Annotated in this window: 8 protein-coding genes; 1 reads left to right on the top strand and 7 read right to left on the bottom strand. The window is 75.8% G+C overall.

The window, feature by feature from the left end; genetic code table 11:
* The first annotated feature begins 140 nt into the window (after positions 1-140).
* Positions 141-581: a hypothetical protein gene (locus tag OG937_35455; protein ID WUD76614.1), complete on the top strand. Its 441-nt coding sequence runs from the start codon at positions 141-143 to the stop codon at positions 579-581.
* A gap of 55 nt (positions 582-636) precedes the next feature.
* On the opposite strand, the gene OG937_35450 is transcribed toward OG937_35455, so the two are convergent.
* The 7 genes from OG937_35450 to OG937_35420 form a co-directional block, all read right to left on the bottom strand.
* Positions 637-5,358 (bottom strand): hypothetical protein, encoded by a 4,722-nt coding sequence (locus OG937_35450; protein ID WUD76613.1) that lies wholly within the window; start codon positions 5,356-5,358, stop codon positions 637-639.
* Positions 5,359-5,453: 95 nt separating this feature from the next.
* Positions 5,454-6,335: a hypothetical protein gene (locus OG937_35445; GenBank protein WUD76612.1), complete on the bottom strand. Its 882-nt coding sequence runs from the start codon at positions 6,333-6,335 to the stop codon at positions 5,454-5,456.
* A gap of 40 nt (positions 6,336-6,375) precedes the next feature.
* A complete protein-coding gene (locus OG937_35440) occupies positions 6,376-7,926 on the bottom strand; it encodes a hypothetical protein (protein WUD78996.1) in 1,551 nt (516 codons plus the stop codon).
* A 44-nt stretch (positions 7,927-7,970) separates the two neighbouring features.
* Complete coding sequence (locus tag OG937_35435; protein ID WUD76611.1) at positions 7,971-11,573, bottom strand: hydantoinase B/oxoprolinase family protein; 3,603 nt, start codon at positions 11,571-11,573, stop codon at positions 7,971-7,973.
* A gap of 4 nt (positions 11,574-11,577) precedes the next feature.
* Complete coding sequence (locus OG937_35430) at positions 11,578-12,612, bottom strand: SGNH/GDSL hydrolase family protein (protein WUD76610.1); 1,035 nt, start codon at positions 12,610-12,612, stop codon at positions 11,578-11,580.
* Positions 12,609-13,763 (bottom strand): glycosyltransferase, encoded by a 1,155-nt coding sequence (locus OG937_35425; protein WUD76609.1) that lies wholly within the window; start codon positions 13,761-13,763, stop codon positions 12,609-12,611. The genes OG937_35430 and OG937_35425 overlap by 4 nt, the downstream gene beginning before the upstream one ends.
* On the bottom strand, positions 13,760-14,881 hold the full coding sequence (locus OG937_35420) for a glycosyltransferase family 1 protein (protein ID WUD78995.1): 1,122 nt from the start codon (positions 14,879-14,881) through the stop codon (positions 13,760-13,762). Before OG937_35420 ends, OG937_35425 begins: the two co-directional genes overlap by 4 nt.
* Between the last annotated feature and the right edge of the window lie 458 nt (positions 14,882-15,339).

Raw genomic sequence — 15,339 nt, 5'->3', positions numbered from 1 at the left:
CCCTTCCGTCGTATGACAGGAGGGGAGGGGCGCTCCGGAATGCGGAGGGCATTCATCGGCGGAAACCGGGCAGCCACTCTGGAGTCGGACATCGGGGATCCGGCACCGCAACACCGGTATCCCGCAGGGGAGCAGATTTCATGGACGACCTCGTCGAGGACGCACTGGATCGCGACATTCCGCCGCGGAAGACCCGGCGGCCGTTGTGGGTCGATGAGCCCGTCGGGCGGCCACGCATGCCCGACCCGGTACGCCGGGCGGCCGTGCGGGCCGTGCTCGTCGTCGCACTGACCCTGATCGCCGCGGTGATCGCCATGCTGGGGGCGGCCGGTGAATCCTGGCTCGCGGCGCCGGCGATGCTCACCGCCATAGCCTTCACCGTCGTCGCCACCTGGGCGGTGCTGGACGTGTGGATCACCCGCCAGGTCTGGAACCAGCGCAACGGCGTGGTGTCCAGCCCGAGCAGCGCGGCCCGCAGGCTGCGCCGCGAGCGCCGGCGGGAACGGCGTCGGGCCCGGGCCGGGGCCCGCGGCGCCGCACGGCGCCGGCACCATCCCGGTACCGGCGCGCGTACCGCCTGAGGAAGGCACACCGTCCCGAAGGGCCCGGACGGCCTTCGGGACGGGCCGCCCGGGGTCAGCCGCCCTGCGGGGCCGGCTGATCCGCCGGGCGGCGGAACATCCGCGTCGCCGTGATCTCGCCGTGCACCGGCTCGGACTCCGGGTCCGCGACGGGCAGCCCGGGCCGCAGGTGCTCCTCGACGCTGATGTACTTCAGGCCCGCGCGCAGGTCCGCGTCATTGCGCAGCCGTACGACCAGCGGGAACTCGGCCAGTGCCGTGGTGTCGAACAGACCCGTGGTGTAGATCAGCTGGACGCCCAGCGCGTCGGCGACCGCGCGCTGCAGCTCCAGCAGATAGGTGGCGTTGGCGCGGCCGATCGGGTTGTCGAGGAAGAGCGTGCCCGCGTGCCGGTGCCGGTCCCTGCCGCGGTCGTTGCTGCGCAGCGCGGCCATCGTGCAGTACAGCGCGATGGCCGCGGTGAGCAGCTGGCCGCCGGAGAAGACGTCTCCCATCTGCCCGACGGGGACGCGCTCGGCGCGCAGCACGGCGTCCGGCTTGAGGATCTCGACGGCCACCCCCCGGGGTTCGAGGGCGGCCGCGACCCCGCGCAGCAGCAGCGACATGCCGTCCCGGCGCAGATCGGAGTTCTTGCGGACGGCCGCCCGGGTCGCCTCGTCGATCACGGCGCCGAGCCGCTCGTCGAGCGCCGCGTGGTCCGGGTCGTCGAAGCGGATCCGCAGGAACTCCTGACCCGACCACTCCCCCAGCCCGTCCGGCAGGCGGGACAGCCGCTGCGCCGACCGCAAGGTGGTCAACGAGGACTCCACCATGCCGCGCAGCCGGTCCACGATGCTGTCGCGGTTGCGCTCCAGCTGTTCCAGCTCGTCGGTCAGGACGCGCAGCCGCGGCTCGAAGGCGGCGTGCCAGGCCGCCGCGTGCTCGGGCAGCGCGGACGCGGGCAGTTCGCGGATCTGCTGGCGGGCCGGGGTGCGCACCTGCTCGTAGCGGGCGGCGTTGGCGTGCCGCACGAGGACGTCGCAGGCCTCGCGCAGCTGCGACTCGGCCGCCGACAGGTCGGCGGCACAGCCGCGCAGGCCGCGGCGGGTCTCGGCGACGGCGGTCCTGGCCTCCTCCAGGGAGCCGGAGTGCGGCTCGGGCTCCTCCTCGCCGTCCTCGGGCTGCCGGTCGCCGTCGCGGAGCAGGTCCCGCAGCACTGCGGCGAGTTCGTCGAAGCCGCTCGCGGCGTCCTCGGCGGCGCGGTGCGCGCGCACCAGGTCGCCGTGGCCGTCGCGGGCGTGGGCCAGCGCATCGGTGCGGGTGGCCAGTTCGCCGTTGGCGCCGCGCAGCAGCTCCTGGGCGTGCTCGGCGTCGCGGGGCAGCAGTCCCCCGGGGAGCTCGGTGTGCGTCTCGCCGTCCGCCGGGGCGTGCCGCTCGGCCTCGCCGCGCAGCCGGCCGAGCTGCTCGCTCGCGGCGGCGGAGCGGGAGTCCAGGGTGCCCACCAGTTGTTCCGCGCGGGCGGCCGCGGCCTGCCGCGACGGGCCGTCGGCGCCGTCCGGGCCTTCCAGCAGCTGCGCGGCGCGGGTGCGCACCTTGTTGGTGAGGCGCTCCAGTTCGGCGAGCGCGGAGTGCTCGGTGCTCTCGGCGCGGGCCTGCTCGGCCCGCAGGTCGGCGCCGACGCCCACCTTCTCGTACACCTGGGAGGCCGCGCGGTAGGCCTCGCGCAGGGCGGGCAGCGAGCCGGCCGGCTGCCCGGCGCCGTCCTCCTCGTCGTCCAGGGCCTCGTCGGGGGCGCCGGTGATCTCCGAGCGCTCGGCGCGGAGCACGCGCGCGGTACGGCGCGCGTCGTCCGCGGCGCGCTGGGCCGCACGGCGGTCCTCGTCGGCGGCGCGCGCCAGGGTCAGGCAGGCCTCGGCGCGCGTCTCGGCCTCGACGGCGTCCTCGGCCAGCTCCCGCGTCCTGCGCTGCCAGTTGGCCCGCTCCCGCAGCCGGAAGGCGAGACCGGCGAGCGCGTCGGCGGCCCGCCGGGCCTGCTGCGCCACCTCCTGGCGCTCGTCGCGCAGGGCGGTCGCCTCGGCGGCGGCCTCGTCGGCCTCCACCCGTACGGAGCGTGCCTCGGCGAGCTCCTCGCGGGCGGCCCCCGCGGTCTCCCGGGCGATCTCCACGGCTGCGGCGAGTTCGGCGAGCCGGCCGCTCGGGCAGCCGGAACGCCACGAGGAGAGGCGGGCGGCCAGCGTGCGGTCCTCGGCCAGGCGGGCGGCGAGCCCGCGGATGTCCTCCTCGCGGGCGGTCGCGCGGGCGCGCAGCGCCTGGCGCTCGCCGTCGGCGGCCAGTTCGTCGTGCATGGCCGGGTTGGGCGGGACGAGGAAGAGCTCGGGCCCGGTGCCCGCCGGGGGCGGCGGGGCGAGCAGCGCCGCCGCCGTCCCGACCGTGACGGTCGACCGCGGCAGCAGGGCCGCCTGCGCCAGCACCTCGCGGGCCCGCAGGTAGCTCTGAGGGTCGGTGACGACCACGCCGTCCACCAGCTCCGGGCGCGCGGCCAGCACGGCGGCGTGGTCGGCCGGGTCGACGGCCTGGGCCAGGTACCGCCAGCCGGGGAGCGCGGGGATGCCGTGCTCGCCCAGGTACTCGACGGTGGCGAGGACGTCGGGGCCCGGCGGCAGCAACCCGCCGTCGCCGAGCGCGGCCAGGATGCGGGCGTCGTCGGCGGCGGCGGTGCGCAGGTCGAACAACTGCCGCTCGGCGGAGGCCACCGCGCCGTCCAGCATCTCCTGCAGCGGCTCCGCGAAGGCGTCGAGTTCGGCCGCGGTCAGCGGGCCCTGCTCGGCGGGACGCCGTCCGGCCCCGGGCGCGGCGCGCCGGGCCGCGGAGGTCTGCGCGGGGATGGCGGGGCCGCGGTCCGCGGCGGTGTCCCCCGCGGTGTCGCCCGCCGGGACGGTGCCGGGGGCCTCCGCGGGCGGCAGGCTGAGCAGTTCGGCCAGGCGCGGCTCGGCCGCGAGGGCGTCCGCGACGCGTGACTCGGCGGAGTGGGCGGCCTCGGCCGCGGCGAGGGCGTCGGCCGCGCGGGCGGCGGACAGCTCGGCGCGCGCGTCGGCGGCGGCGGCCTCCCGGGCCCGGTCACCGGCCCGGCGGGCGGCGTCACGGGCGGCCTCCGCGGCGGTCGCGGCGGCCTTCTCCGCGTCCGAGGCCTCCAGGGCGGCGCGGGCCGGGTCGGCGTCGGGGGCGGAGTCGTCCAGCCAGCCCGCCCGGACCGCCTCGGCGGTCTCCTGCTCGACCTCCGCCAGCCGCTGCACCAGGTGCCCGGACTCGCTGCGCGCGCGCTGCGCCTCCGTCGCGGCGGCGGTGGCGTCGCGGTGCGCCGCCTCGGACTGTGCCTGGAGTCCTGCGGACCGCTCCTCCTCCGCGTCCGCCCGCTCGTCGGCGGTGTCCGCGGCGGCCCGCAGCACGCGGACGAGATCGCCCGCGGCCTTCGTACGGGCAGCGAGTGCGGGCGCGGCGTCCCGTTCCGCCTCGCGGATGGCGGCGGTCACCCGGGCCATGCGGTCGGCTGCGGCCCGGTGCCGCAGCACGATCTCCGCGGCCTGCCAGGCGGACTGCAGCGTCCGGGCGTCGTTGAGTTCGCGGCGCAGCGCGGTGGCGCTCTTCTCGCCGGCTGCCAGGGCCAGCGAGGCGTGCCGGTAGGCGAGTTCGGCGGCGATGAGGGCGCTGCGGCCGCGAGCGGCCTCGGCGTCGGTGACGGTGTGCGCGGCACGGGCCGTCTTCTGCGCCAGCTCGGCGGCGCGGCCCCGCTCCTCGCGGGCGCGCGCGGACAGCCTGCGGGCCAGGGCGCGGCTGCGGCGCTCGGACTGGGCGTGGACGCCGCGTGCCTGGTCGCGGGCGGCGGTGGTGTCGACGATGCGGCCGAGCAGTTCGAGGGAGCCCGCCGTGAAGTCGCGTTCCGCGGTGAGTTCGGCCCGGCGGCCCAGCTTGCCCGCGAAGCCGTGCACCAGGTCGGCGAGGCCGTCGGTGTCCCGGGTGTCGGTGACCGCGCGCAGCAGAAAGTCGGTGAAGTCGGAGTCCTTCTTCACCGCGAAGAGACCGGCCGCCTCGCCTTCGTCGGCGTTCATCTCCCGCTGGTAGCGGAAGAGTTCGGGGTCGAGGCCGAGCTCGCCAAGGTGCTCGTTCCACCGGTCGTGGATCTCCTCCCACACCACTTCCAGGTGCGGGTAGTAGCGTGCGGCGTCGGTCACGGCGTCGCGGAAGCCCTTCATGGTGCGACGGCGCCCGCGGGCACCCGAGGTGCCCTCGGCGGGTGTCCGTACCGCGGTGGACTCGGCGACCGGCAGCGAGTCCAGGCTGAGCCCCGGACCGGGCCGGAAGGAGTACCAGGCCTCGGCGAACTTGCGCGGGTCGGAGGAGACCTGGCGTCCGCGCCACTCGCTGACCTTGCCGACGACGACCAGCTCGCCGGTGACGGTGTGCTGCCACTCCAGGGCGACGTGGCCGCAGTCGTCGGCCAGCAGGAACTTGCGGAGCACTCCGGAGCTCGCGCCGCCCAGGGTGTTGCGGTGACCGGGCAGCATGACCGAGAAGATCAGCTTGAGCAGGACGGACTTGCCGCCGCCGTTCTCCAGGAACAGCACCCCGGCCGGCGCCGGACGGCGCGGCGGGCCGGTCGGCTCGTCCTCGAAGAACTCCGCCTGGGCGGGGGCGGGTTGCGGCACGGGCTCGCCGACTCCGCGCAGGTCCAGCACGGTGTCGGCGTAGCGCGCACCGGCGGGCCCGATGGAGTAGAGGCGGACCCGGGACAGCTCGTACATGGGGGGCTCTCGTCGTGGTGGTCTGTGGTCTGTGGTCGGCGGGTTCGGGTGGATCGGCAGGATCCGGGAGGCGGGTGCGGGGTCGGTGCGCCGCTTCAGGAGTGGAAGGGCAGGCCGGCTCCGGTCACGAGGTCGAGGTCGTCGCCGTCCGCCGCCGGCATCAGGGCCGCCGACTCACCGGCCCGGGGCACGATCCCGAGGTCGAGGAGTTCGGCCATGGCGGCGCTGCCCGCCATGTCGCGCACCTGGAGCTGGTAGCGGGCGGTGGTGCGGTAGGTGCCGCCCGACTCGTCACCCGTGCGCTGCAGGAACCCCGAGTCGACGAGGAAGGAGACGGCCTTGCTGACGATGCCGGTGGTGGAGCCCGCCAGGCGCCGGGCGTCCTTGGTGGCGCCGGTGGAGCTGCGGCGCACGTAGACCCGCCAGGCGGCCTCCAGGCCGGGGGCGTCGCTGGCCGGGTCGGTGTTCTCACCCTGCTCCTCGGCCCGTTCCTCCAGCCTGCGGCAGGCCTGGCGCAGGAAGCCGTCGATGCCGTTGACGGTGACCCGGCCGATGTACGCGTCGTCGGCGAGGTCCTCCGGGCGGGGGAAGGCCATGGCGGCGGTGGCGAGGTGGGCGAGGCCGTGCAGGAAGCGGTCGCCCGCGTCGGACGCGGCGCGGCGTGAGTAGTCGCCCATGCGGACGGCGAAGACCGAGTCCTCGCCGGCGGCCAGCGCCATGCCGGCCCGGGGCGAGACCTCCAGCACGACCAGGCCGAGCCCGGCGGCCACGGCGTCGGCCAGCCGCGAGAACAGCGGGTCCTCCCGGTAGCGGCGGATCAGCTCGGCGTACTCGACGTCGCGCGCGGGCAGCAGCTTCGGCTGGAGCCCGAAGGAGACGAGACGGGCGGCGTCCGCGGCGTCGCCCGGCGTCACGGCCGCCGGGCCGGGGGCCGCTGCGGGCGGCTGCGTGCTCTCGCCGTCGCGGTGGTCGCTCACGGGGTCGTCTCCTCGGTGCGGATGGTCGGTTCGCTCATCGTCACGCCACCTCGGACCGCTCGGCGGCCATCCCGGCGGCGTCCAGCCGGGCCGTGCCCACGATCAGGTCGGCGCCGCCGAACTCGGGGTCGTCCAGCCCGGTGCCGTCGTCCACGGCGAACAGCAGCCGCTCCTCGCCCTGGCGGTAGGCGGTGCCGACCGGCGGGCTGGCGGCGTGCACCGCCAGCAGGGCGACCAGGTAGGGCAGTTCGGGATCGAGGCGGCGGGCCTCGGCGAGCAGCCCGGACAGCCGGCGGGGGGCGTCGTGCGGCAGGTCGAGGAGTTCCAGGGCGGTCTCCAGCTGCTCCTCGCTGAACCGGCTGTCGTCCGGGGTGGCGACGAGGTCGGGCTCGGGCATCTCGGCACCGAGGTGCTCGCGCTCCAGCGGCGGGGTGAGCAGGGCGTCCACGAGGTCCGTGACGCGTACCGAGGCGGGGGAGCGCAGGCCCGTGCCGCGGGCGAACCAGGCGTCGGTGACCCGGGTGGCCTGCTCCACCGGGAGCGGCAGGACCGGCGCGACCAGCTGCCCGTACAGGTCGAGCATGCCGACGAGGGCGCCGCCGCGCGGTGCGGCGAAGGCCTGCCGGTCCTGCTCGGCGCGGAAGATGGGCCCGGCCTCCAGCAGCCGGGACTGCAGCTGGGTGTGGCGGCGGATGCAGTCCTTGACGATGTCGACGAGCTCGGCGGCGCGGCGCTTGTGCTCCGGGTCCTCCGACTCGTCCCTGGCCTTGCGGATGTTGGTCAGGATGGCGTTCTCGTGCCGGTAGCGGTCGGCGACGTGGTCGAGCGCCTCGTCGATCATGTCGGGGACGGTGCGGATCCAGTCGACCGCCCGGACGTTGCGGCGGGTGGCGTCCAGGGCGCGGCGCAGCGTCTCGGCGTACTGCACCGTGCGGTAGCGGGCCTGTTCCGCCGCGAGCTGGGCGTCGGCGAGGCGGCCCCGGTTGATCAGCACCTCGAGCTTGACCTCGGCGGCGATCTGGGCGCTGGTCACGTCGGTGTCGAGGGCACCGACGAGCACGTTGACGGCCTCGTCGGTGGTGCGCAGGTAGACGGTGCCGTCGCGGCCCGGGACCTCCTCGATCAGCTTGAAGTCGTAGTCACGGCGGACGTACGCCCCGTCGGGGCCGAAGGTGCCGTAGACGGCGCGGAAGCCGCGGTCGACGCTGCCGACGTTGATCAGGTTCTCCAGGACCCAGCGGCCCACCCGCTCGTGCTCGGCGACGGGACGGCCGGGGGCCTGAGCGGCGATGCGCGGCAGCAGGCGGGAGATTATCTGGTCGTGGTCGGCACCGGTGTCGAAGTCCATGTTGAGCGTGACCAGGTCGATGGCGGCCAGGGCCACCTCCGCCATCGCGTACACCGAGTACTCGCCCGCGAGGTTGGCCTTGCGCACGTCGAGGTCGTGCAGCGGCGCGGTGCAGGCCAGGGCCTTGAGCCGGCGGGCCAGGCCCTCGTCCGCGGCCGGCCCCGGCGCGGGCCGGACACCGCCGCTGAGCTGGTGCGGAACGGTCGTGGTCACGACGCACAGACTAGGCGCTCGGACCGACATCATCCCAAACGGCGCGGTCCGGGCAGCCGCGCGCCCGGGACCCCTCAGCCGCCGGCGGCCCCGTAGCCGCCCCCGCCGGGCGTCGCGACGACCAGGACGTCACCGGGCCCGACGTCGGCGGAGTCGACGCCGCCGAGCGGGGTGACGGAGCCGTCGGCGCGCTCGATCCGGTTCTCGCCCAGGGCGCCGGGCCCGCCGCCGGCCAGGCCGTACGGGGCGACCCGCCGGTGGCCGGACAGCAGGGCGACCGTCATGGGTTCCAGGAAGCGGATGCGGCGGACGGCCCCGCGGCCCCCGTGCCACCGGCCGTCGCCGCCGCTGTCCTCGCGCAGGGCGAAGCTCTCGACGCGGACGGGGTAGCGCCACTCGAGGATCTCGGGGTCGGTGAGCCGGGAGTTGGTCATGTGGGTCTGGACGGCGTCGGCGCCGTCGAAGCCCTCACCCGCCCCGGAACCACTGGCGACGGTCTCGTAGTACTGCACCCGGTCGTTGCCGAAGGTGACGTTGTTCATCGTGCCGGAGCCCTCGGCCTGCACGCCGAGCGCGGCGTACAGGGCCCCCGTGACGGCCTGGGAGGTCTCCACGTTGCCGGCGACGGTGGCCGCAGGGTATTCCGGGGCCAGCATCGAGCCGTCGGGGACGCGGACGTCCAGCGGCTTCAGGCAGCCGCTGTTGAGCGGGATGTCGTCGGCGACGAGGGTGCGGAAGACGTAGAGCACGGCGGCCATGACCACGGACCGCGGCGCGTTGAAGTTGCCCTCCTGCTGCGGCGAGGTGCCGGTGAAGTCCAGGACGGCGGAGCGCGCCGCGCGGTCGACGCGGACGGCGACGCGGACGACCGCGCCGTTGTCGGTCTCGTACGCGCAGTCGCCGTCGTCCAGGCCCGCGACGATGCGCCGCACGGACTCCTCGGCGTTGTCCTGCACGTGCCGCATGTAGGCGTGCACGACGTCGAGGCCGAACTGCGCGGTCATGCGCCGCAGCTCGGCGATGCCCTTCTCGTTCGCGGCGACCTGGGCGCGCAGGTCGGCGATGTTGGTGTCCGGGTCGCGCGAGGGGTGGGGGGCGCCGGTGAGCAGGGCGCGGGTCTCCTCCTCGCGCAGGCGGCCGTCGCGCACCAGGAGCCAGTTGTCGAAGAGGACGCCCTCCTCGTGCACGGTGCGGCTGAAGGCGGGCATGGAGCCGGGGGTGAGGCCGCCGATCTCGGCGTGGTGGCCGCGCGAGGCGACGAGGAAGAGCGGCGACCGCTCCTCCTCGTCGAAGACGGGGGTGACGACGGTGACGTCGGGCAGGTGGGTGCCCCCGTGGTACGGGTCGTTGACGGCGTAGGCGTCGCCCGGACGCATGGTGCCCTCGTTCCGGCGCAGCACCTCCTTGATGGACTCGCCCATGGAGCCGAGGTGGACGGGGATGTGGGGGGCGTTGGCGATCAGGTTGCCCTCGGGGTCGAACAGGGCGCAGGAGAAGTCCAGGCGTTCCTTGATGTTGACGGAGTGGGCGGTGTTCTCCAGGCGCACCCCCATCTGCTCGGCGATCGACATGAAGAGGTTGTTGAAGATCTCCAGCATCACCGGATCGACCTCGGTACCGACCGCCACCCGGCCGGGCCGCGGCCGCACCCGGGTGAGCAGGAGGTGGCCGTGCTCGCCCACCGCGGCCCGCCAGCCGGGGTCGACCACGGTCGTCGCGTCGGCCTCGGCGATCACGGCGGGCCCGTCCACGGTGTCGCCCGGGCGCATCCCGTCCCGGCGGAACAGGGGGCTGGCCTGCCGCCGGCCCTCCGTGTACAGCGACACCTCGGCGGCCCGTCGCAGGGGACCCTCGCGGGCCGGCGGCTCCACGTGGTGCCGTCCGGGCGGGCCCGCGGAGCCGATGGCCTCGACCGAGACCGCCTCGACGACCAGGGGCTTGTCCATGGTGAAGGCGTACCGGGCGCGGTGGTCGGCGGTGAACGCCTCGCGCATGGCGTCGACCGTGCCCATCGGCACCGGGAGCGCAGCGTCGGTGCCCGCGTAGCGGACGTGGACGCGGGTGACGGTCTCGACGGTGTCGTCGGGTACCCCGTCCTCGCGCAGTTGCGCGCGGGCCAGGCCGTCGAGCTCGTCGCGGGCGTTGCGCAGGGCGGGCAGCCCGTCCTCGCCGAGTCCGGTCTCCACGGAGCGCTCGCGCATGGCGGTGGCGTCGGCCAGGCCGATCCCGTACGCGGACAGCACACCGGCCAGCGGGGGCACGATGACCGTGTCGACGGACAGGGCGTCGGCGACCGCGCAGGCGTGCTGGCCGCCGGCTCCGCCGAAGCTGGTGAGGGCGTAGCGCGTGATGTCGTGGCCGCGCTGCACGGAGATCTTCTTGACGGCGTTGGCCATGTTCAGGACGGCGATCTCCAGGAAGCCCGCGGCGACCTCCTCCGGGGTGCGGCGGTCGCCGGTCGCGGCCGCGGACTCCTCGGCGAGCCGCGCGAAGCCGGCGCGGACGGCCTCGGTGTCCAGCGGCTGGTCGCCGTCGGGGCCGAACACGGCCGGGAAGTGCGCCGCCTGGACACGGCCGAGCATCACATTGGCGTCGGTCACGGTCAGCGGACCGCCGCGGCGGTAGCAGGCGGGGCCCGGGTCGGCACCCGCGGAGTCGGGGCCGACCCGGTAGCGCTGCCCGTCGAAGTGGAGGACGGAGCCGCCGCCCGCCGCCACCGTGTGGATGTTCATCATGGGCGCGCGCATCCGTACGCCCGCCACCTGGGTGCCGAGGACGCGTTCCAGCTCGCCCGCCCAGTGGGAGACGTCGGTGGAGGTTCCGCCCATGTCGAAGCCGACGACCCGGTCGAACCCGGCCTGCCGGGACGTACGGGCCATGCCGACCACTCCCCCGGCCGGGCCGGACAGCACGGCGTCCTTGCCCCGGAAGTGACCGGCCTCGCGGAGCCCGCCGTTGGACTGCATGAACATCAGCCGGACGCCCCGCAGTTCGGCGGCCACCTCGTCCACGTAACGGCGCAGGATCGGCGACAGGTAGGCGTCCACCACGGTGGTGTCGCCGCGCGGGACCAGCTTGATCAGCGGGCTCACCTCGTGGGAGCAGCTGATCTGGTCGAACCCGGCCTCGCGGGCCGCCCGCGCGACGGCCTGCTCGTGGGCGGGGTGGCGGTAGCCGTGCAGCAGGACGACGGCGACGCTCGTCAGGCCGTCCCGGCGCGCCTGACGCAGGGCCGCTTTGGTGGCGGCCGGGTCGAGGGGGCGGACGACCTCGCCGTGCGCGCCGATGCGTTCGGGGACCTCGATGACGCGCTCGTAGAGCGCCTCGGGGAGGACGATCCGGCGGTCGAAGAGTCGCGGCCGGTTCTGGTACGCGATGCGCAGCGCGTCACGGAAGCCCTCGGTGACGACGAGGACGGTCGGCTCCCCCTTGCGTTCCAGGAGGGCGTTGGTGGCGACCGTGGTGCCCATCTTGACGGCGGAGATCCGGTCGGCGGGCACGGGTGCGCCGGGGTCCAGGCCCAGCATGCGCCGGATGCCCTCGACGGGGGCGTCCCGGTAGCGCCCGGGGTCGTGGGAGAGCAGCTTGCACGTCTCCAGGCCGCCGTCCGGCCGTCTGGCGACGACGTCGGTGAAGGTGCCGCCCCGGTCGATCCAGAACTCCCAGCGTCCGGTCACGCCCTCATTGTCCCAGGGACGTCCCTTCCAGGCGGGCCAGCGCACCGGCGGTGGCGTCGCGGGAGCACGGGTCCAGCAGCCCGTCGGTGCCGGCCAGCCGGTGCCGGGTCTCCCGGCCGGCGAGCCGCAGGAGATCGGGCAGCAGATCGGTGCAGCGGTCGGCGACCCAGCGGGTGCCCTTGGTCGCCATCCACCAGACGCTCGCCGCGGCGCCCGGTCCCGGGCCGCCGGGGGTCGTGGACGGCGGTTCACCCTCCGACAGGCCGCGCGAGACCAGGAGGTCGTGGAACTCCCGGGCCAGCAGCCGGTGGCCGAGTTCGCTGGGGTGCAGCCGGTCCGCGCTCCAGGAGGCGCGGTCGGCCGCCCACGGATGGCGGGCGGCGTGCAGGTGCACGGCCTCGTACCGCTCGGAGAGCACGTGCACGACCTGGTTCAGCGCGGCCATCCGGCGGCCCAGCGGGCGGGCGAGCGGCCACGGCAGGCCCAGCATGCGGCCGGGGTCGGGCAGGCAGGCGGTGAGCACCTCGGCGCCCTGGGCGCGCAGTTGGGCCAGGACGGTGTCCAGGCGGCGGGCGACGGTCTCGATGTCGAAGCTGCCGCGGAGCGTGTCGTTGGCGCCGATCACCACCGAGGCCAGGTGCGGCCGGTGGTCCAGGGCGCGCGGCAGCTGCTCCTCGACGACGTCCTTGGTGAGGGCGCCGCTGCGTGCGCAGTTGAGCAGGCGCACGGCCGAGGGCTCGGCGCCCAGCCCGTGCGCCAGGAGCGGCGCCCAACCGCGCCATCCGCCGGCGACGGGGTCGCCGAGGCCCTCGGTGAGCGAGTCGCCGAGGGCGGCGAAACGTATCTCCCTCGTGCCGGCGGACCCGGCGGCGCCCTGGACCGACGCCGGGGACGGAACAGGGGCGGGCAAAGGGACGGGCACAGGGGCGGGCATCCGGGCGGTGACCTGGGCCTGGACGGGTCCCGCGACCCCGGTGGGCACGTGGGCCGCGGGTCTGGCACGTCCGGGGACGGTGGGCGTCTGCGTGCCCGTCGTCATGGCGTGACCTCCGGCGCGGTGAGCCGGGGCGCGGCGTCGTGGGCGGCGAGGAAGGCGCTCACGGCGGTCGGCCAGCCGTAGCGCTCGGCCTGGGCGCGGGCGATGGCGCGGCGCATGGGCTCCGGGCGGGCCAGCAGGTGGCCGACGGCGTCGGCGAAGGCCGGGCCGTCGTCGGTGGCGGCGGCACCGGCCGGGCCGAGGATGTCGGGCAGCGCGGACAGCGCGCTGGCGACGACCGGCGTGCCGCAGGCGAGGGCCTCCAGGGCGGACAGGCCGAACGTCTCCACCGGGCCCGGGGCCAGGACCACGTCGGCGGTGGCCTGGAGGGCGGACAGGGCGCGACGGACGGGGACGTGCCCGACGAAGGTGACCGGCAGCCGGGCCTCCCGGGCCCGGGCCTCCAGGCGGGCGCGCATCGGCCCGTCCCCCGCGACGACGAGGACGGCGTCCACGCCCTGGCGACGCATGTGGGCGAGGGCCTCCAGGGCGCGTCCCGGCCGCTTCTCGGGCGACAGGCGGGAGCACATCACCAGCAGCACCTCGGCGTTGCCGGCGTACCGGGCGCGCAACTCCGGGTCGTGGTGCGCCGGGTGGCATGCCTCCAGGTCGACGCCGAGCGGCGCCCGTACGACGTTGCGGGCCCCGATCCGCTCGAACTCCGCGGCCGCCCAGGCCGTCGTGCAGACGATGCGCGAGTACACGTGCGCGCTGCGGCGGTTGAGCCGGTCGGCGGCGCCCTGGGCGAGGCCGCTGGGCACACCCCAGGTGCGCAGCACCCCGTCGACGCTCTCGTGGGACACCATGACGGACGGCACCCGGCGGCGGCGCGCCCACTCCCCGGTCCAGCGCAGCGTCGTGCGGTCGGAGACCTCCAGCCGGTCGGGGCGGAGGCCGTCCAGCACCGCCTCCAGCCGGGCCCGGCCGGTCAGGACGCGGTAGCCGCCGGTGCCGGCGACGAGGGGGCCGGGGAGGGTGATGACGCGGCCCTGGGAGGTGGTCTGGTCCTTGGCGGCGGGGCCGGGGACGACCAGGACCGGGTCGTGGCCTGCCGCGAGGTAGCCCTCGCCGAGGTGGCGCAGCGCGGTGCGCAGGCCTCCGGAGGTGGGCGTGACGAAGTTCGCCAGCCTGACGATGCGCAGCGGGCCGGTCATGCCGCCACCGCCGTGCGGGCGTCGAGCACCTGCGCGTAGTGCTCCAGGAGCAGGTCGCCGACGGCCTCCCAGGTGCGCGCGGCCACGTCGGCGCGCCCCTCGGCGCCGAATTGGTCGCGCATGGCCGGGGCACTGGCCAGCAGCCGTACGGCGCCGGTGACGGCGTCCACGTCGCCGGGCGGCACGAGCAGCCCGGTGCGGCCGTGGTCCACGAGGTCGAGCGGACCGCCGGCGGCGGGGGCGACCACGGGCAGCCCGCTGGCCATCGCCTCCTGGACGGTCTGGCAGAACGTCTCGAACGGCCCGGTGTGGACGAAGACGTCGAGGGAGGCGTAGATCCGTGCCAGGTCGTGGCCGGTGCGGCGGCCGAGGAACACCGCGTCCGGCAGCGCCTCGCGCAGCCCGGGGGCGCTCGGGCCGTCCCCGACGACAACCACCTTCACCCCGGACAGCCGGCCCGCGCCGGCCAGCAGCTCCACGTGCTTCTCCGGGGCGAGGCGGCCGATGTAGCCCACCAGGACCTCACCGTTCGGGGCGAGTTCACGGCGCAGCGCCTCGTCGCGGTGGGCAGCGTCGAAGCGTACGGAGTCCACGCCGCGCGGCCACAGGTGCACGCGCGGGACGCCGTGCGCCTCCAGGTCGCGCTGGGAGGCGCTGGACGGGGCGAGCGTGCGATCGGCGGCCGTGTGCACGGCGCGGATGCGGCGCCACGCGGTGCTCTCGCCGCGGCTCAGGTAGGTGCGGGCGTACCCCGCGAGGTCGGTCTGGTACACGGCGACCGCGGGGATGTGCTGCCGGGTGGCCGCGGCCATGCCGCGCACCCCGAGGATGAACGGGCTGGCCAGGTGGACGAGTTCGGCGCGGTGCGCGGCGATCGCCGCCGCGGTCCTGCGGCCGGGGAGCGCCACCCTGACCTGCGGGTAGCCGGGCAGTGGCAGCGACGGCACACGCACGACGGGGCACGGTTCGTCCCCCGGCGCGGACTCCTGCGGGCCGGCCGGCGCGATCACCAGCGGCTCGTGGCCCCTGCGGACCAGATGTTCGGCCGTGCGCAGCGCGCAGTGGGCCACTCCGTTGACGTCGGGTGGGAAGGACTCTGTGACGATGGCTACTCGCATACGGACGTTGTCGGCTCCCCGGGCGTTGTCCGGGTCACGTGGATCTTTCACCTTGGGGAACGTGCCGTGAGCGTTGGCTCCGGATCGGGCCTTCCGACCGCGTCGGCGGCCCTCGGTCTCCCCCGGACGCCGGGCCGGGCGGCGTCGGGCGCCGCGCGCCGGTCCGGGCAGGAGTCCGGCGACGGGCACGGGGCCGGCGTTCGGGTCGGCGTGCGGGAGGCCGACGCCGAGTCCTTCGGCGAGGCGGTGGAACGGGCCGCGCGGACCCAGGGGGCCGTGGTCCTCGTCCTCGGGTAGAGCTCCCAGGGCACGCGGGGCGGGGGTGAACCGCCGGGGATCGCGGCCGGTGTGGTGGTCCGGGTGGAGGCCCAGCAGGGTGTCGGTGCCGTCGGCGTGCAGCGCCCGCGTCCCCGCCGATACGTCGAGGACCGGCCGCTCGTCCTCGACGCAACTCCAAC

Origin of the sequence: Streptomyces sp. NBC_00510 (genome assembly GCA_036013505.1) — a bacterium.
GTDB lineage: Bacteria > Actinomycetota > Actinomycetes > Streptomycetales > Streptomycetaceae > Actinacidiphila.
Note: the sequence above shows the minus strand (reverse complement) of the source record. Positions and strands in the feature narration are given on the sequence as shown.